The sequence below is a fragment of the Lacrimispora sp. genome, from assembly GCF_032078915.1.
Taxonomy (GTDB): domain Bacteria; phylum Bacillota; class Clostridia; order Lachnospirales; family Lachnospiraceae; genus Lacrimispora.
The window spans coordinates 46607-64958 of sequence record NZ_DAMAUN010000013.1 but is presented as its reverse complement, the minus strand read 5'-3'; the positions used below and the strand labels follow the sequence as shown (position 1 = coordinate 64958).

Below are 18352 nucleotides of genomic sequence, written 5' to 3'. Positions count from 1 at the left end.
TTTGTCGCGGGAAAATATTATAATACGGAAATGCTAAATTTCTTTACTGATATACCAAGGAGGCACACATGGTTCATGTTAAAAACATATTTAAAATTTTTGCCGGTGATATAAAACGCATTGCGATTAATCCGGTAGCAGTCATTATTGCGCTGGGACTCACACTGATTCCAGCTTTATACGCATGGTTTAACATCGCAGCAAGCTGGGATCCTTATGCCAATACAAAGGGTCTTAAGGTTGCGGTTGTCAACCTGGATAAGGGGGCTTCAATTGACGATATATTTGACACGGATATTGATGATTCTTCCATTAATATTGGTGAAATGATTCTGGATGAGCTTAGAAAGAATGAACAGATAGGCTGGCAGTTCGTCAATAAGGAAGAAGCAATCGATGGAGTGGAATCCGGGAAATATTATGCGGCAGTTATCGTTCCCGAGGATTTCAGCCAGAAGATATCAAGTGTCCTTACCTCTAACATTGAGCGCCCGGTGCTTGAATATTATGTAAATGAGAAGAAAAACGCCATTGCCACAAAGATCACCGGCAAAGGGGTGGAGAGCGTACAGCAGCAAATTAATGAAACCTTTATTAATTCTACCTCAAAGGTGGCTGGGAAGGCATTAAACAAATATTCAACCAACTGGGATACTGACAAGGAAACGGACAGAGACGATGCTGTCAGCACTCTTACGGATGTAAAAACAGATTTGAATCAGCTGGTAGATACCATTACCATGCTCCAGTCCACTCTCCGCACCGTCAACAGCTTAAATGGCGGCATGAAGGGAACTCTCCCGGATGTGAGCAAAATGATCGATTCCGGCGGACAAACGGCTGAAAGCGCAAAAACCCTGATCGATTCCTCCAGAGGATTTTCTGATACAATGACAGGAGGTATTAGAGATACCCTGGATAATATCAACCAGGTACAGGAATCCGTGTATGAGTCTTTTCAGGTAATCGGCAAGCTGACGGACACATCCGCTGACGGAGCAATTGATGCATTAAAAGCCACGGAAAATCTGGTCACAGGAAGCATCAACCAGTGCAATAGCGTAAACAAGGTTTTAGGGACGATTAACCAGAAGCTTCCTATTCCCTTAAAAGATATAACAACTCTTCAGCAAAAGCTTTCAGATACCGTTAAGCAGCAGCAGGAACTGGTCAGGAAGCTGCAGGCTGCACAGCAGACTGTAAAACAGACAAAGCGGCTGCCGGATACCATGGAGAAGGATATCGGAGACACTCTTGACGGGGTCACCAACTCCATATCAGACGTTCTGAACTTTTATACCGGTAAGGTGGAGATTCCTTTAAAAGACAGCCTGGATAAGACTTATGATGCCCTGGGTACTACTGCGGGAGCTTTAGACAGCATTGGAAGCATGGTAGGACAGATCGATACCACCCTTGACAGCGTAACAGCCTCATCCCAGAGTCTGATCGAAGCGTTGGACAGCGCCGTCAGCCTGATGAACAGGAGCCAGAAGCGGGTGGATGATATGATCGACAGCGTGAACAAGCTGGCGGATAATGAGAAGTTAAATAAGATCATGGACATCATGAAGAATGACCCGGATCAGCTCAGTGATTTTATGAAGATGCCTACGGATATGGTTACCAATAAAGTCTACCCGGTAGAAACTTATGGTTCCGCCATGGCCCCGTTCTATACCATTCTGGCCATCTGGGTGGGAGGACTCATTTTGGTGGCTCTGCTAAAAACCAAGGTGGAAGAGAACAGATCCACAGGACTTAAGCTGTATGAAACCTATTTTGGAAGGTATCTTACCTTCATGCTGTTTGGAATCGCCCAGGCGCTTGTGGTGGCTTTGGGAGATTTGTATATGTTAAAGATCCAGTGCCTTTATCCGGGAAAATTTGTGCTGGCAGCTGTGGCAGCCAGTATTATATTCACCAATATCACTTATTCCATGACGGTTTCCTTTGGGGACGTGGGCAAAGCGATCGTAGTAGTCTTTATGGTCATTCAGGTGGCAGGCTCCGGCGGCACGTTTCCCATACAGGTAACTCCCCGGTTTTTCCAGATGGTATACCCATTGCTTCCATTTACTCATCTCATCAATGCAATGAGAGAGTGTGTGGGAGGTACTTATGGGAATGATTATTGGAAAGATATACGAAATGTACTGGTCTATATTCCTATATCACTGTTGGTTGGAATTGTATTGCGGAAGAAGGTGTTAAAACTGAATGAATTTTTTGAAGAAAAACTCAGCCAAACAGGGATCATGTAAGATGAGAAAGGAAAAAAAACCGCCGGGAATCAGACGGCGGCTGGCCTGGGCCGGCGGGGTGGTACTGCTTTTAATCGTTCTCGGTGTTTGGGTATGGAACTATCTTCCGATTCATTATGCAAGATTTTACCTGACCCGTTCGGCACTGCAAACCAGGGGACGGTTATTGGATCTATGGGGCAAAGACAAGGAGGGAGAAGAGGCAGAGGAAGACTCTCTGAAGCTCATAGCGGATGAAGTGGATTGGAATGGCCGTTCTGTGCTGATACTACCGGGAGGGTTTGGCATCAACTGGAAGGAGCAAAGGGATGAAAAACATACCTTTACCCAGGGAAGCCTTGACGTGTATTTTCTTGGGGCCATAAGGGACGGAGTCCATTATTGGGCTGACAGAGATAATGCCGTAATATCCATACCTGGGATGAAAGGACCGACCATAAGAACCAGCCAGGATATGTTAAAAGAGGTTATTGGTTTTTCCATTGTCCCGGAAGAGAGAAATCATTTAAGAGATCAGCTCGAAACCTTAAAAAAGGATACCATCCACATGATGAACCAGAGTCATATGGAATTTGTCAGAAGGGATAAGAGCGGCGTAATCATTAAAGCATCAGCCCCTTCCGGCCTCTTTGACGCCTATTTAAGCAAGATAGGAGAACTGCTTAAAGAGGGGCCGGGAAAAGATATGAAAGAATGGGGACAGATGTTAGAGGAACGGAAGACCCAGGGAGAGACTCAGGAAATACTCTTTACCATTGACAAGGGGCTGCATATCACAGAGATCAAAGTGGAAGGCCTGACTGATATGAGCCTTTTACTGGAGTCTAATGGAGGGCTGTCAGCGGCAGGAAGCGTAATGCTTCGCGAACGGAAGCTTGATATGAGCGCAAAGGTCTATTTTGGCAATGGGAAGGAAGGGAAAAGGGCATTCCAGATCCCTGAGCTGAATATTACATATCATAATGAAAGATTTGAGCTTGGACTGAAGCTGAGCGGAGGATATGAAGGCGGTAAGATCTCTTCTGATGCTCTGGAATATGGGAGACTGTCTGAGACAGCTGAGGAATCCTCCGGTGACGGATTGCAGAAGGCCAAGGACGAGTTTCTAAAAAGAACCGGGCAATTAGGCCTTGACTTTTATAAGTAAATAAAAAAATCTATTGACAAATACAACTGTAACTTTTATAATAACAGTAAAGATACTGAAACTCACAAAGTTACAGTTATCCCAGGCAATCATCCAAAAAGCGGGGATATTTAAGAAAATTATGATAAAACTATAAAAAAGAGCACCGTCAGTTGGAAAACATTGCAGAGGATGTACGGTTCATTATAGGATCGGCGCATTCCCGGATTTTGAGTAATGTAGATAATTATGAATAAAAGGCGCTTTTCGTGAATACACAAAAAGCAAGTCAAGAAGGAGGAACATAATATGGCAGTTTTAACATTAACACAGGAGAATTTTCAAACAGAAGTGGCAGATAACAGCGGCATTGTGCTGGTGGATTTTTGGGCGACCTGGTGCGGTCCCTGTAAGATGTTTGCACCGGTGATAGATGAAATTGCTGAAGGGAATCTTCCCGGTGTTAAGGTAGGCAAGGTAGATGTTGACCAGCAGCCGGACTTAGCAGGACAGTTTAGGGTTATGAGCATTCCAACCCTTGTACTCTTTAAGGATGGAAAGGCGGCAGTCACTTCCGTAGGAGTAAAATCCAAGAAAGAAGTTCTTGAAATGATCGAGAAATTAAGATAAAATACAGCAAAGGCCACGGGTCTTCCGGTTACCGGAACGTCTGGTGGTCTTTTTTTACAATTTTTTACTGCTTCCGGTTGACTTCTTTTTCGTATAAAATAGATAACATAAGTAGTTGTTGACATTCCCCTATACAGGAAGGATTATACTAAGTTAATCAGTACAAATAAACTCGTAATCGAAGAGGGAAACTATTAATGGACACATAGATAAGGCATATGCTTATGGGGGTTTCAATGAAAGAAAAAAAATTGTACTCAATTGGGGAAGTGAGTAAGATCTGCAACATATCTACAAAAGCTTTGAGATTTTATGATAAGATCGGTATCATATCTCCGGATATGATCTGCAAGGAAAACAGCTACCGGTATTATAACAAAGAGTCCCTTCTGACTGTTCCGGTGGTGAAATACTACAAGCAAATGGGATTTAAACTGGAAGAGATGCAGGGGCTTGTCGAAGGAAATAATTATTATTACCTGGAACAGAATTTCCGGAATAAGATTGACCAGTTATGCCTTCAGGAGCAGCAGATCCATAACAGCTATATAGCGGTTAAGGACTGGTATGAGCTGATACAGGAAGCCAAGTTGGTGCTCCAGAATGATGTTAATGATGTTGCCGTAAAGTATATACAGCCTGCGACCTATTGCGGCATGGAGCAGGACTTTGACTACAATTACATGGAGTCCATTATCAATATAGAATGGACCAATCACTTAGAGTCAGCTGAGAATGAGATCACAGGGCCGGTAATTTTAAAATTTGATTCATTTGAGGAAAAGATGGCAGGCAAATGCAGCCGCACCAGAATCATGCAGCAGGCCATTCATCCATGCAGGAACTGCTTGAACCGCCAGGTCTTTGGAGGGTTCATGGCTGCGTCGGTTTATCATATCGGAAAGCATGAAACGATTGATGAAGAGTATGAGAAAATACTTAAATGGGCGGGGAAAAGGGGCTATAAGTGCGGGAAAGAAAGCTTCGAACGGTATGTGGTGGATTACTGGACCACCAGAAACCGGGAAGAGTTTGTTTCAGAGATCATTGTTCCGATATACAGAGAATAAGGGAGCATGTTTTAACGGCCGGCTTCCCTGGATACAGTATTCAGAAATGTGCTGTACCAGGGGGGCCCTTTTTTTGTTTTCCGGGCTGGAAGCGCTTCTCCCAATATTTGGAGCATAAAAAAGTTTAAAAACCTGTTGACATTTCCCCTAGGGGGAAGATTTATACTAAATGCATAGAAAAACACAGAGCGACTACGTAAAATTAGTAACATTAACTGGCGTGATGTGTTTTCTAAACGTTTTCAGCTGAACGTGAAGAAAAAAGCAGAGAAACATGCTAACTTGAATTTTGTGCAGCACCAATTGGGGAAGGAAAACTTAAATGACGGAAGCACGAAAAAAATTTAAAGCAATTGGCGTTACAACAGGTTTGATATCCGGTCTTATGTATGGGTTATATACCACATTCGTTTTGATTGCCGGTTATTACAAGCCTCTTGCCGGAGCGGTTGGGTTGTTTGCTGCTCCCTATGTAACCTCGGGCCTGAATGATCTGTTTGCAGGCATCTGGCTGACCGCTTATAACGTAAAGACCGGAAGAATCCGGGAAATCGGAAGAAGCTTACGCCTGTTCCCGGGAAAAATTATTCTTATCGGCTCTCTGGTGGGCGGACCCATAGCAAGCGGGGCATACCTCATGGGACTTGCCATGGCAGGAGCTTACGCAATACCGATCTCCGCCATGTACATACTCTTTGGAGCATTGTTTGCAAGGATTTTTCTAAAGCAGAAAATCGTGCCGAGAGTAGGCATTGGAATGGTGATCTGTGTGGTTGGAGCGATTGTCATCAACTGGGTAAGGCCGGAAGGCAGCACTAATTTTACCCTTGGGATCATCTGTGCGTTTGTTGCGGCCATCGGCTGGGCTTTGGAAGGTGTATTCGCAGCTTACGGAAGCGCCATGCTGGATACCGATGTGGTAATCAACATCCGCCAGCTATTATCCGGTATTGTGGATTTGATTGTTATTCTGCCGATGGTGGGAGGCATGGGACTTTTAAAAGGCACCCTGTTCTCACTGCCGCCGGTCATGTGGCTGCTGGTTTCCGGACTTTGCGCCGCAATCTCCTATTTGTGCTGGTATAAATCCAACAGTACAATAGGCTGCGCCATGGGAATGTCACTGAATATTACCTACGCGTTCTGGGGTGTGCTGTTTTGTATCCTGTTCTTAAAACAGCCATTGACCCCGACTATCATCATTGGTTCCATTATTATCATTTTGGGCGCGGTTTTAGTATCCGTAGACCCATTTGAATTGCTCATGAAAAAGGAGGAAGTAAGCAATGAAATTTGATGCATTAGGAATGATCGAGACTAAGGGCCTGATCGGTTCAATCGAAGCTGCAGATGCAATGGTAAAGGCAGCAAATGTTACTCTGGTAGGAAAAGAATTTGTCGGCGGCGGTCTTGTTACCATTATGGTAAGAGGTGATGTCGGTGCGGTAAAGGCAGCGACCGATGCAGGTGCTGCTGCAGCCCAGAGAGTTGGAGAACTGGTTTCCGTTCATGTAATTCCTCGTCCTCACGCTGAGGTTGAAACCATTCTTCCGAAAGAGAAAAAGGAGTGTAAATAATGAGTAACCAAGGAATGACATCTGCATCCGCGGATGCAAAAATGGCGGCAGTCAATAAAAAATTCAGGACAACCGGTATGACAACCGGTGCATTATCCGGACTGACATACGGGATCTATACCGTACTTGTCCTGGTGGCCGGATATTATGAACCTCTTGTCAGTGCGGCAGGACTTTTAGCAGGACCATATGTGTGCTCCGGCTTAAACGATCTTTTCGCAGGAATCTGGCTGACTGCTTATAATGCAAAAAGCGGCCGTATCCGTGAGATGGGAAGAAGCCTTAATACATTCCCTGGTAAAATGATTGTCATCGGATCCATTCTCGGAGGTCCCATTGCCAATGGCGCTTATCTGGTAGGTCTTGCCATGGCCGGTGCCTATGCGATTCCGATTTCCGCTTTATGCAGTTTATTCGGAGCAATTTTTGCATGGATCTTCTTAAAACAGAAAATCACCAAGAGAGTCATGATGGGTATGCTGGTATGTGTGGCCGGTGCCATCATCATCAACTGGACAAAGCCGGAAGGCAGCGATAACTTTACACTGGGAATTATCTTCTCCTTTGTCGCAGCTATCTGCTGGGCCCTGGAGGGTGTATTTGCCACTTACGGTGGAGCCATGATCGATACCGATGTTGCAGTAAACTTACGCCAGCTGATTTCAGGTGTTTTGGATTTATTCGTGATCCTTCCTATCGTTGGCGGCCTGGGACTTCTTGGCGGAACACTTATGGCAGGAATACCAGCCATCTGGCTTGTAGTATCCGGCTTAAGTGCCGCAGTATCTTTCCTTTGCTGGTATAAGAGTAATTCCACCGTTGGATGTGCTGTGGGAATGTCCTTAAATGTAACCTATGCGTTCTGGGGAGTTTTCTTCTGTATCCTGTTTTTGGGACAGGCAGTGACACCTACGATTGTAATCGGTTCTTTTGTAATCGTATTTGGTGCGATTCTGGTAACCATGAATCCACTGGATTTATTCAGGAAAGGGGAATAAGGAAATGTTATTACCTGCAAGAACAGCGGTTTTAAATTATTTATATGGAGTAAAAAATGCGGATATTGCCCAGATCATGGAGGCTTTAAAGCCGCTTTACGGCGGAGAGCGCCAGTTTACCAAAGATCGTTACATGGATCATGTCATGTCTTTGGAAGCAAACGGTATGGTCAGCTTATGCAGCTATGACTTAGATCAGAACGGGGAGCTGCGCATGCGTTACGAAATCAATGATGACGGAAGAAGCGCAGTTGACAAATATGTGGATAAGAAATACCGCAAATAGCATAGAGGAGGTTTACAAAGGTGAGATATTACGGCGAAGAAGCTTTAGGCCTGGTAGAGACCGTTGGACTGGTTCCTGCACTGGAAGCAGCAGACAAAATGCTTAAGGCAGCAGATGTAGAATTGATTTCCTATGAAAACGTAGGTTCCACCCTGGTGACCATTATGGTAAAGGGTGATGTGGCAGCAGTACGTTCCTCCGTAGAGGCAGGTGCAGAAGCGGCAGCAGCAATCGGCAAGCTGACAGCAAAGAATGTAATGCCAAGGCCGATCAAAGAAGTCGGAGACATTGTATCCGTACACGATATAGACGCATAGAGAAAGGAAAACAGTATATGGAAAGATATGAAGCCATAGGCTCAATAGAAACATTTGGTCTGGTATTTGTTCTCGAAGCGGCGGATGCAATGTGCAAGGCGGCAGATGTGGAACTCATCGGCTATGAAAATGTAGCTTCCGGTTATATTTCTGTTTTAGTACGGGGAGATGTGGGAGCCTGCAAGACGGCTGTAGAAGCTGGAATTAAGGCAGTAAAGGATATGGGAGCGGATGTTTACAGCTCCGTAGTCATTCCAAGACCTCATCCCCATCTTGAAAAAATCATCAGACGATATGCCTTAAGCATTGCTCCTGAACAGGAATAGCAGGCATCCCGGATGAAGGGAGAATCGAAAATGAATTTTGTAGATAAAGACCTGCTCTCCATACAGGAGGCAAGGATTTTAATGGAAAGTGCACGGGAAGCCAGAGAGACCATGCTTACCTTCCCCCAGGAAAAGCTTGATCTCATTACAGGCACCCTGGCTGCGGCAGCGAAGGAACTGGCGGAGGAACTGGCGGTCATGTCCGCAGAAGAGACCGGATATGGACGTTTCCAGGACAAGTACGTGAAGAACACCTTTGTCTGCAATTTCCTGCCGGAGCGCTTAAAAGATATGAGGTGTGTCGGCATCTTAGAAGAAGACTCACGGCTTAAAACCATGTCAGTAGGCGTTCCGGTTGGTGTGATTGCCGCCCTGACGCCGGCAGTGAGCCCGGTTTCTACCGCGATTTATAACATTTTAATCGCTGTTAAGTCCGGCAATCCCATCGTTATCGCGCCTCATGAAAGGGCAAGGAAGGTAACGGGCAGGCTGATCGACCGGCTGATGGAAGCAGGAAAATGCTGTGGGCTTCCGGAAGGAGCCATCGGGTATCTAAAGACAGTGACAAGGGCAGGAACCCTGGAACTGATCCGCCATCCGGCGGCAGCCATGGTAGTCAACACCGGAGTACCGGAGCTGTGCCGCGAGGCAGCAGAAAGCGGAAAACCTTATATTTACGGCGGTACGGGAAACGGACCGGTCTTTGTGGAACGGACTGCCGATGTAAGACAGGCGGTAGAGGATATCATTGCAAGCCGTACCTTTGACTACGGGATCGTGTCTGCGGCCGAGCAGTATATGGTGGTAGACAGCCTCATTGCAGCAGAAGTAAAAGCCGAGATGCTTAAGAACGGCGCCTACTTTATGAATGGGGAAGAGGAGAAAAAGTTGATCGACCTCCTTTGTCTGGAAAGTGGGAAGGCGGATACGGAAATCATGGGAAGACCTGCAACAGAACTTGCGGTCAGAGCAGGATTTACGGTGCCTGATTCCACAACGGTGCTGGTTTCCGAACAGAAGTATATTTCTGACAGGAATCCGTTTGCAAAGGAGCTTCTGTGCCCCGTACTGGCTTATTACATCGAAAATGACTGGATGCACGCCTGCGAGAAATGCATGAGTCTTCTGGTTAACGAAAGCCATGGACACACCCTGGTAATCCACTCCAGGAATGAAGAAGTAATACGCCAGTTCGCCTTAAAGAAGCCGGTGGGCAGAATTCTTGTCAATACACCTGCCACCCTGGGCAGCATGGGAGCAACTACGAACCTGTTTCCGGCCATGACCCTTGGAAGTATTACGACAGGCGCCGGAATTACGGCTGATAACGTTTCACCCATGAATTTCATCTACATCCGGAACGTGGGATATGGAGTCCGGGATGCGAAAGAATTCCTTGGGCTTACAGGAAACGCTTCGGGCGTACATGGGAAAGCTCCTGAGACAAATGGAGGAAGCGAAGATGCAAAAGCGCTCCTGAAACAAATTTTAGAAACCTTGTCCAGGGAGCTTGATGATAAGTGTTGAAAGAAAAGCGTCTTTCAACCTTGAATTTGTGAATCAACTGGATATGCAAGCATATCCGCTTGATTCATTAGGCGACAAATAATTGAAAGAGAGGGAAACCAGATTGGATATTCGTGAATTTTCAAATAAATTTGTGGAAGCAACGAAGAACATGACACCAGAAGAAAGAGCTTCTCTGATGAAAATGTTTGAAACTGTTTCCGATGAAATCAACAAAAAAGAGCCTGCTTCCCAGGCGGCAGTAAGCTTTGAGGGAGGAATAGAGATACCGGATGGCATTACTCCCAGACTCCAGAATTTAAAGGAAAATTATTTAAAGCATAAACCATCGATTACAACATACCGTGCAAGGGCTATTACCAAGATCGCAAAAGAAAACCCTGGTATGCCAAAGATCATGCTTCGTGCAAAATGCTTCCGTTACTGCTGCGAGACAGCTCCCCTGGTCATTCAGGACAACGAGCTCATCGTAGGTGCTCCCTGCGGCGCTCCCCGTGCAGGCGCATTCTCTCCGGATATCGCATGGAGATGGATGGTAGATGAGATCGACACCATCGGAACACGTCCTCAGGATCCATTCTATATTTCCGAAGAAGACAAGAAAATCATGAAAGAAGAGCTGTTCCCATACTGGTCCGGCAAATCGGTTGATGAGTATTGTGAAGATCAGTACCGTGAGGCAGGCGTTTGGGAATTATCCGGAGAATCCTTTGTATCTGACTGCTCCTATCATGCCATCAACGGCGGCGGAGACTCAAACCCCGGCTATGACGTAATCCTTATGAAGAAGGGTATGCTGGATATTCAGCAGGAAGCCAAGGACCATTTAAATGAACTGGATTATGAGAATCCTGATGATATTGAGAAGATTTATTTCTACAAATCCATTATCGATACCACAGAAGGCGTTATGATCTACGCAAAGAGACTTTCCGATTATGCAGCAGAGCTTGCAGCAAAGGAAACCAATCCAAAGCGTAAGGAAGAACTGTTAAAGATCTCTGAAGTAAATGCTTACGTTCCTGCTCACAAGCCAAGAACCTTCTGGGAGGCAATCCAGGCAGTATGGACCATCGAATCCCTGCTCGTAGTGGAAGAAAACCAGACCGGTATGTCCATCGGACGTGTGGATCAGTATATGTATCCATTCTACAAAGATGATATCGAATCCGGACGTATGAATGATTACCAGGCATTTGAGCTTGCCGGCTGTATGCTGATCAAGATGTCTGAGATGATGTGGATCACCAGTGAAGGCGGTTCCAAATTCTTCGCAGGCTACCAGCCATTCGTAAACATGTGCGTAGGCGGTGTGACCCGCAGCGGACACGATGCCACCAATGAATTAACCTACTTACTTATGGATGCAGTCCGTCATGTAAAGATTTACCAGCCATCACTTGCATGCCGTATCCACAACAAGTCCCCGAAAAAGTACATGAAAAAGATCGTAGATGTGGTTCGTTCCGGTATGGGATTCCCAGCCTGCCATTTTGACGATGCCCACATCAAGATGATGCTTGCAAAAGGCGTATCCATTGAGGATGCTCGTGATTACTGCCTGATGGGCTGTGTAGAGCCTCAGAAATCAGGACGTCTCTATCAGTGGACATCCACTGCTTATACCCAGTGGCCGATCTGTATCGAGCTTGTCTTAAACCATGGAGCTCCCTTATGGTATGGCAAGCAGGTTTGCCCGGATATGGGTAACTTAAGCAGCTTCAAAACTTACGAAGAGTTTGAAGCAGCTGTAAAAGAAGAAATCAAATATATTACAAAGTGGACCGATGTTGCTACCGTAATTTCCCAGCGCGTTCACAGAGACTTAGCTCCAAAGCCACTCATGTCCATCATGTACGAAGGCTGTATGGAAAAAGCCAAGGATGTATCCGCAGGCGGTGCGATGTACAACTTCGGACCTGGCGTGGTATGGTCCGGTCTTGCTACCTATGCAGACTCCATGGCAGCAATCAAGAAGCTTGTATTCGAAGAGAAAAAATATACATTAGAGCAGATAAACGAAGCGTTAAAGGCTGACTTTGTGGGATATGACCAGATCCGCACCGATTGCCTTAATGCTCCAAAATACGGAAATGATGATGATTATGCAGATTTAATTGCAGCTGACCTGGTTGACTTTACAGAGCATGAACACAGAAAATATAAGACCTTATACTCTGTATTAAGCCATGGTACCTTATCCATTTCCAATAACACCCCATTCGGACAGATGACAGGCGCTTCTGCCAACGGCCGTAATGCATGGCTGCCTCTTTCTGACGGAATCAGCCCGACCCAGGGTGCAGACTTCAAAGGCCCGACTGCAATCATCAAGTCCGTATCCAAGATGTCCAATGACAGCATGAACATCGGCATGGTTCATAACTTTAAGATCATGGCTGGCCTTTTGGATACTCAGGAAGGGGAAGAAAGCCTTATCACCCTTCTTCGTACGGCCTGTATGTTAGGAAACGGCGAGATGCAGTTCAACTACCTGGATAACAATACCTTAGTTGAGGCTCAGAAGCATCCGGAGCTGTACCGCGACTTAATCGTCCGCGTAGCCGGCTATAGCGCATTCTTTGTAGAGTTATGCAAGGATGTACAGGATGAGATCATAAGCAGAACCATGCTGACACATTTCTAAAAGAAAGTTGAGATCAATCACAATGGACCATGGAACGACAGGAGAGATTGAGCGTAAAGCGTTTATCTTTAACGTGCAGAAGTACAACATGTATGACGGGCCGGGAATCAGAACCCTGGTATTCTTTAAAGGCTGTCCGCTCCGGTGTAAATGGTGCTCCAATCCAGAAGGAATGGTGCGGAAATTCCAGGTGATGTATAAGCAAAATTCCTGTGTAAACTGCGGGGCGTGCGCTGATGTGTGCCCCGTAGGAATCCATGTGATATCCAAAGATACGGGAAAACATGAAATCCAGCGGGAAAAGGATTGCATTGGATGCATGAAATGCAAGAATGTCTGCCCCAATGCAGCGCTGACCATTGCCGGAGAGGTTAAGACCATTTCAGAGCTGCTTAAAATCGTGGAAGAGGATTCTGCCTTTTATGATATTTCAGGCGGCGGCGTAACTCTTGGCGGCGGTGAAGTGACTGCCCAGCCGGAAGCAGCCTTAAATCTGTTAATGGCCTGCAAGCAGGAAGGGATCAATACGGCAATTGAGACCTGCGGTTATACAAATACGGAAACGATTTTAAAAATTGCAGAGTATGTGGACTTATTCCTGTTTGATATCAAACATATGGATCCTGTCCGACACAATGAACTGGTGGGTGTGAACAACGAACAGATCCTTACCAATTTAAAGGAACTGCTCCACCACCGTTATAATGTGAAAGTCCGCATGCCAATGTTAAAGGGCATCAATGACAGCCGGGAAGAGATCGATGAGGTCATTAAATTCTTAATGCCCTTCCGTGACTACAAAAATTTTAAAGGAATTGATTTACTTCCGTATCATAAGCTGGGCGTTAACAAATACAATCAGCTTGATATGAAATATCCCATTGAAGGGGATCCAAGCTTAAGTCCGGAAGATTTAGACCGGATTGAAAGCTGGATGAAGGAATATCAATTTCCGGTTACTGTGGTGAAGCACTAAGAAAGGGGAAAAGGCCATGAATGAGATGCAGCGTGTCATAGAGGAATCCGTTCCTGGTAAACAGGTGACCATCGCCCATGTGATCGCATCTCCCATTCCGGAGGTGTATGAATGCCTTGGCATCGATGAAATGGGAGCCATCGGAATTCTCACCCTGTCCCCTTTTGAAACCTCAATCATTGCGGCGGATATTGCAGCAAAGGCAGCAGATGTGCAGGTGGGCTTCTTAGACCGCTTCACAGGCTCTGTGATCATTGCCGGCGATGTGGACAGTGTGGAAACCGCTTTGACTGCGGTATGCGATACCTTAAAACGCGGGCTGGGTTATATGGTGCCTGCGGTAACCAAAACATGAGAAAGAAAAGAATCATGATCATCGGCCCCGGCGGCAGCGGGAAAACTTCCCTGGCTCATGCCATAAACGGTTTTACCGGTCCGGCCAGAAGAACCCAGAACATGGTGTATGGGGAGAAAACCTTGGATGTACCGGGGGTTTACTTAGAAAGTCCCTGGATGCATAAGCATATCATTGCGGCTGCACAGGATGCCTCCCATGTACTGATGCTGGTAGACCAGTCCTCATGCCGGGAAAGTTACCCGCCTGGATTTGCAAAAGCGTTCCGGGTTCCCGTCATCGGTGTGATTACGGGAAGCGGAGAAAAACCGGAACATGACGGCTGGTGTATCCGTCAGTTAAAAAAGGCCGGGATTCGGGAGCCCTATTATCATATTAATCTGTCTGAACGGACAGGCCTTCAGGAATTAATGGAGGCATTAAAATAAAAGGAAAGGAGGGAAATGTAACGTGGAGCAATTTGTAATGAATACAAAGGTATATATGGGATCTTCCTGTCTGGATAAGTTAAAGGATCTTCCTGTGACAAAGGCTTATATTATCTGTGACCCCTTTATGGCCCAGTCCGGAAAGGTAGACTGGATTACAGAGCTTTTACAGGAGAAGGGGAGCAGCTATGAAGTGTTTTCTGAGGTAGTGCCCGATCCGACCATTGAAGTCGTTTCAAAAGCCATAGGCGGAATGAAGTGCTTTGGTCCTGATGCAGTGATCGCCCTAGGCGGCGGCTCTGCCATTGATACGGCAAAAGCAGCAAGCCATATCTACAGTCAGATGGGAAATGAAAGACTGTTCTTAATCGCGGTTCCAACAACCAGCGGAACCGGAAGTGAAGTAACTAATTTTTCTGTAATATCCGACCCACAGGCCCAGGCGAAATATCCGCTGCGTTCCGATAGTATGGTGCCGGATGCAGCATTTCTTGATCCCCGTTTTACGGTGTCGGTTCCGCCTCACATTACAGCGGATACGGGGATGGATGTTTTAACCCATGCCCTGGAAGCCTATGTTTCAACCAATGCAGGTGATTTTACCGATGCCTGTGCGGAAAAAGCGGTGAGACTGGTGTGGAACTACCTGACACGTACCGTAGAAGAAGGAAGCGATATGGAAGCCAGAACTCATATGCACAATGCTTCCTGTCTGGCTGGAGTTGCGTTTAACGGAGCTTCCTTAGGGCTTTGCCACAGCATGGCTCATGCTCTGGGAGCGCGCTTTCATATTCCGCACGGAAGAAGCAATGCCATCCTGCTTCCTCATGTCATCAGCTACAACGCTGGCCTGGAAGACGCCAGCGAACAGAACGCCTGCAGCAGGTATGTGGCAATTGCCAATATGCTTGGAATTGCAGCCGGAACAGAAAAAGCCACGGTACACGGCCTGGTGCGTCACATCAAAAATCTGATGAACAAGATCAAAATACCGCAGCAGATTACAGACTTAAAGATTGATAAAGACGAATTTGAGCAGGCCGTACGGGAAATGGCGGAAAAGGCCCTGGCAGATAACTGCACATTGACCAACCCAAGGGTGCCTACGGTAGAAGAGATTGAAACCATCTATCGGAAACTGTGTAAGGGGGGTTATTAATGAAATTCATCACGGAAGATGATTTGAGGATTTTATTCAGAAGAGAACCCTTTACTTCATATGATCTCCCTGCGGGAAGCAGACTGACACCCGGAGCGCGCCAATTCCTGGTGGATAAGAAGATTCTCATAAGTGACGATCCCATGATGGTAAAACGAAAAAATGAGAAACCTGCAGAGAAAAAAGAAGAAGCACCGGAAAAAGAGATCTGCCGGGACCGTTTCTTGTTAAAAAAGAAAACGCTTCAGGCGCAGTTTTTGGAAGTGGGCCTTGAACTGTTAAGCCGGGACGTTCTTCTGGCAGAACAAGTATTTGATCTGGAACGAAAACTTTCCAACCTTAAAAAAGAGGGCAGGGAAGAGGAAACCGGATTGAAACCCTGCACCGGATTTCATGAGGATAATCTGCAGGAACCTTTTGAGGATTGCTTTGAAATAACAGGTTTTCATGCACAGTCAGAAAAAGGGAAAGAAATCCTTCTTCTGCACCGCCTGCGCTGCTGCACTAGAGAGCTGGCGGCTGAAGCAGGAAGCGAAAACTTAAACCCAGTCATTAACCGCTTATCACAGATGATATGTCTGGAATATGGAGGAAAAACATGTCAAAGGAAGTAATAACATTTGATGGCTGCAATGAGCTGGTGAGCCAGTTTGAAGCAGTTGTTAAGCAGCCCCTTAAGGGAAGCTCCTCTATTTACTATACCGGTGTCGATCTGGGAACGGCGTGTGTGGTACTGGCTGTTTTAGATGAGAATTACAAACCTGTGGCAGGCGCTTACCGGTATGCGGATGTGGTCCGGGATGGAATGGTCGTGGATTACATCGGCGCCATCCGGATCGTTCGGGAGCTTAAGAATGAACTGGAAGAAAAGCTTGGCACAGAATTGATTTATTCGGCGGCTGCCATTCCTCCGGGCACCGATTCTCTGGACTGCGGAGCCATTAAGAATGTGGTTCAGGGAGCCGGATTTGAAATAACGGCCCTTCTCGATGAGCCTACGGCGGCAAATGCAGTTTTAAAAATTAAGAATGGTGCAGTCGTGGATATCGGAGGCGGCACCACTGGAATCTCCATTTTAAAAGATGGAAAGGTGGTATATGTAGCGGATGAACCAACAGGTGGAACACATTTTTCCCTGGTGGTCTCCGGTGCTTATCAAATGTCCTTTCAGGAGGCAGAGGTTTATAAGAGGAAAGAAGAACACCATAAAGAACTGCTGCCGGTTTTAAAGCCGGTTGTGGAGAAGGTGGCTTCCATTATAAAACGCCATATTGAAGGACACGATGTTCAGGAAATCTACTTGGTAGGCGGTACCTGCTGCCTGACTGGGATTGAAGCAATCATTGAAAAACAGACAGGAATCAGGACAAGGAAGCCTGAGAATCCAATGTTTGTAACCCCTCTGGGAATCGCATTTTCCTGTACGCAGGAAGAGCTGGCATAAAGGATGTGGACAATATGGAATACCGTATAATTAAATCACCGTCACAGGGAACCATCGATATTTTAAACCGCAGGAAGGGCTCCGGCACTTCCACACCCATAGGACCAGTGGATGCAGTGGGGCTGGTACAGGGAAGGATCATTGAAATGGTTTGTGCCGCAGATGTGGCAGAAAAAGCAGTAGGTGTTACGGTAGAAGACATCAGAGGAAGCTGCCCGCAGAACATGATCATGCTTGCGATTTTTGGAGATACGGCATCGGTAGAGGCAGCTATGGATGAAATTAAGCAAAGAGAGAAGAGAGGGGTGGAAGAATGGTAGCGGCCAGATTGATTGATAACATATGGGCAACCAGAAAAGCGGAGTCCTTAAATGGGTATAAATTTATGCTTGCCGAGATCATTGGAGGCACACGGGAAGGCGAGCGGCTGATCGTAGCAGATATTATCAGCGCGGGAATCGGTGACCGTGTGATCATTTCCACCGGCTCTTCTGCCAGGCGGATGCTGGGAAGCGATGAGATTCCAGTCGATGCCGTAGTAATTGGGATTATTGATGAAGATTGCCAATTTATTTAGAAGGGAAGTGATCATATGAAGCAGTTGATTTGTGCAAAAGATGTAGAAAAGTTAAATGCTGAGGGAAAAAAGGTATTTTACGTGGAAACCGGAAGTATCATCACACCGTCTGCAAAGGATGCAGCAGATTCGTTTGGCATCAAGTTCTGTGATAAGGCTAAAGAGCAGACACAGGCTCCTGCTGCTTTCGCAGCCATGGATATGGACAGCGAGAAAATTTATATGGTACTGAAGACTTTAATGGAAAAGGGTTTTTTAAATGATATTTTAAAACCCTATGAGTCTGAAAGCCATGGAAACGGTCTCAAGGTGGTTCGTGGAAGTTCTGTGAAAATGGATGTATTTGATACAGGCGATCCATCTGTCAAGGCTTACTACCAGGAACTTGTAAGCAAAGACGAATCCCATATCAGTGCAGGTTTCCTTGTGATCGACCATTCCAGTTTTGAATGGGAATTGACCTATGAAGAGATCGATTACGTAATCGAAGGAACCTTAACCGTTACCATTGACGGAAAGACCTATACGGCAAAAGCCGGAGATGTGCTCTTTGTACCGTCAGGCTCCAAGGTAATCTGGGGTTCCCCAGATAAAGCAAGAGTATTTTACGCAACGTATCCGGCAAACTGGGCTGATTTGGTTTAA

21 protein-coding genes are annotated in these 18352 nt (G+C 46.1%); all 21 read left to right on the top strand.

Features of this window, described 5'->3' with window-relative positions:
• Positions 1 to 68 precede the first annotated feature (68 nt).
• The 21 genes from RT269_RS07560 to RT269_RS07460 all read left to right on the top strand — a co-directional run bounded on the left by RT269_RS07560 (position 69) and on the right by RT269_RS07460 (position 18352).
• Positions 69 to 2264: a YhgE/Pip domain-containing protein gene (locus RT269_RS07560; RefSeq protein ID WP_313181625.1), complete on the top strand. Its 2196-nt coding sequence runs from the start codon at positions 69 to 71 to the stop codon at positions 2262 to 2264.
• Position 2265: 1 nt separating this feature from the next.
• Positions 2266 to 3411 (top strand): hypothetical protein, encoded by a 1146-nt coding sequence (locus tag RT269_RS07555; RefSeq protein ID WP_313181623.1) that lies wholly within the window; start codon positions 2266 to 2268, stop codon positions 3409 to 3411.
• Positions 3412 to 3699: 288 nt separating this feature from the next.
• Complete coding sequence (gene trxA / locus RT269_RS07550) at positions 3700 to 4020, top strand: thioredoxin (protein ID WP_025230293.1); 321 nt, start codon at positions 3700 to 3702, stop codon at positions 4018 to 4020.
• Between the two features lie 236 nt (positions 4021 to 4256).
• On the top strand, positions 4257 to 5090 hold the full coding sequence (locus RT269_RS07545) for a MerR family transcriptional regulator (RefSeq protein ID WP_313181622.1): 834 nt from the start codon (positions 4257 to 4259) through the stop codon (positions 5088 to 5090).
• 322 nt (positions 5091 to 5412) lie between these two features.
• Positions 5413 to 6387 carry a DMT family transporter gene (locus RT269_RS07540; protein ID WP_313181621.1) on the top strand — a complete coding sequence of 325 codons (975 nt, stop codon included), beginning with the start codon at positions 5413 to 5415 and terminating at the stop codon, positions 6385 to 6387.
• Positions 6377 to 6667 (top strand): ethanolamine utilization microcompartment protein EutM, encoded by a 291-nt coding sequence (eutM, locus tag RT269_RS07535; protein ID WP_025230290.1) that lies wholly within the window; start codon positions 6377 to 6379, stop codon positions 6665 to 6667. The genes RT269_RS07540 and eutM overlap by 11 nt, the downstream gene beginning before the upstream one ends.
• Positions 6667 to 7665, top strand: coding sequence for a DMT family transporter (locus RT269_RS07530; RefSeq protein ID WP_313181620.1), 999 nt, complete (start codon positions 6667 to 6669; stop codon positions 7663 to 7665). Before eutM ends, RT269_RS07530 begins: the two co-directional genes overlap by 1 nt.
• A 4-nt stretch (positions 7666 to 7669) precedes the next feature.
• Positions 7670 to 7951, top strand: coding sequence for a hypothetical protein (locus tag RT269_RS07525; protein WP_313181619.1), 282 nt, complete (start codon positions 7670 to 7672; stop codon positions 7949 to 7951).
• Between the two features lie 20 nt (positions 7952 to 7971).
• Entirely contained in the window at positions 7972 to 8268 is a 297-nt protein-coding gene (locus tag RT269_RS07520) for a BMC domain-containing protein (protein WP_025230287.1), read from the top strand.
• Positions 8269 to 8285: 17 nt separating this feature from the next.
• Complete coding sequence (locus RT269_RS07515) at positions 8286 to 8594, top strand: BMC domain-containing protein (protein WP_038284016.1); 309 nt, start codon at positions 8286 to 8288, stop codon at positions 8592 to 8594.
• 30 nt (positions 8595 to 8624) lie between these two features.
• On the top strand, positions 8625 to 10121 hold the full coding sequence (locus RT269_RS07510; RefSeq protein WP_313181618.1) for an aldehyde dehydrogenase family protein: 1497 nt from the start codon (positions 8625 to 8627) through the stop codon (positions 10119 to 10121).
• Positions 10122 to 10203: 82 nt separating this feature from the next.
• Complete coding sequence (cutC, locus tag RT269_RS07505) at positions 10204 to 12768, top strand: choline trimethylamine-lyase (RefSeq protein ID WP_331664102.1); 2565 nt, start codon at positions 10204 to 10206, stop codon at positions 12766 to 12768.
• A 22-nt stretch (positions 12769 to 12790) separates the two neighbouring features.
• Complete coding sequence (gene cutD, locus RT269_RS07500; RefSeq protein WP_313181617.1) at positions 12791 to 13744, top strand: choline TMA-lyase-activating enzyme; 954 nt, start codon at positions 12791 to 12793, stop codon at positions 13742 to 13744.
• Positions 13745 to 13760: 16 nt separating this feature from the next.
• Positions 13761 to 14099 carry a BMC domain-containing protein gene (locus tag RT269_RS07495; protein WP_313181616.1) on the top strand — a complete coding sequence of 113 codons (339 nt, stop codon included), beginning with the start codon at positions 13761 to 13763 and terminating at the stop codon, positions 14097 to 14099.
• Positions 14096 to 14527, top strand: coding sequence for a EutP/PduV family microcompartment system protein (locus RT269_RS07490; RefSeq protein WP_313181614.1), 432 nt, complete (start codon positions 14096 to 14098; stop codon positions 14525 to 14527). Before RT269_RS07495 ends, RT269_RS07490 begins: the two co-directional genes overlap by 4 nt.
• 22 nt (positions 14528 to 14549) lie before the next feature.
• Positions 14550 to 15686, top strand: a complete 1137-nt coding sequence (locus RT269_RS07485) for a 1-propanol dehydrogenase PduQ (RefSeq protein WP_313181613.1) — start codon at positions 14550 to 14552, stop codon at positions 15684 to 15686.
• A complete protein-coding gene (locus tag RT269_RS07480; RefSeq protein WP_313181612.1) occupies positions 15686 to 16300 on the top strand; it encodes a hypothetical protein in 615 nt (204 codons plus the stop codon). The genes RT269_RS07485 and RT269_RS07480 overlap by 1 nt, the downstream gene beginning before the upstream one ends.
• The gene (gene eutJ / locus RT269_RS07475) at positions 16285 to 17130 is read left to right on the top strand and encodes an ethanolamine utilization protein EutJ (protein ID WP_313181611.1); all 846 of its coding nucleotides are present in this window, start codon (positions 16285 to 16287) and stop codon (positions 17128 to 17130) included. Before RT269_RS07480 ends, eutJ begins: the two co-directional genes overlap by 16 nt.
• Before the next feature lie 14 nt (positions 17131 to 17144).
• Entirely contained in the window at positions 17145 to 17450 is a 306-nt protein-coding gene (locus RT269_RS07470; protein WP_100306944.1) for a BMC domain-containing protein, read from the top strand.
• A complete protein-coding gene (locus RT269_RS07465) occupies positions 17444 to 17707 on the top strand; it encodes a EutN/CcmL family microcompartment protein (protein WP_025230276.1) in 264 nt (87 codons plus the stop codon). Before RT269_RS07470 ends, RT269_RS07465 begins: the two co-directional genes overlap by 7 nt.
• Positions 17708 to 17722: 15 nt before the next feature.
• Positions 17723 to 18352 (top strand): cupin domain-containing protein, encoded by a 630-nt coding sequence (locus RT269_RS07460; protein ID WP_313181610.1) that lies wholly within the window; start codon positions 17723 to 17725, stop codon positions 18350 to 18352.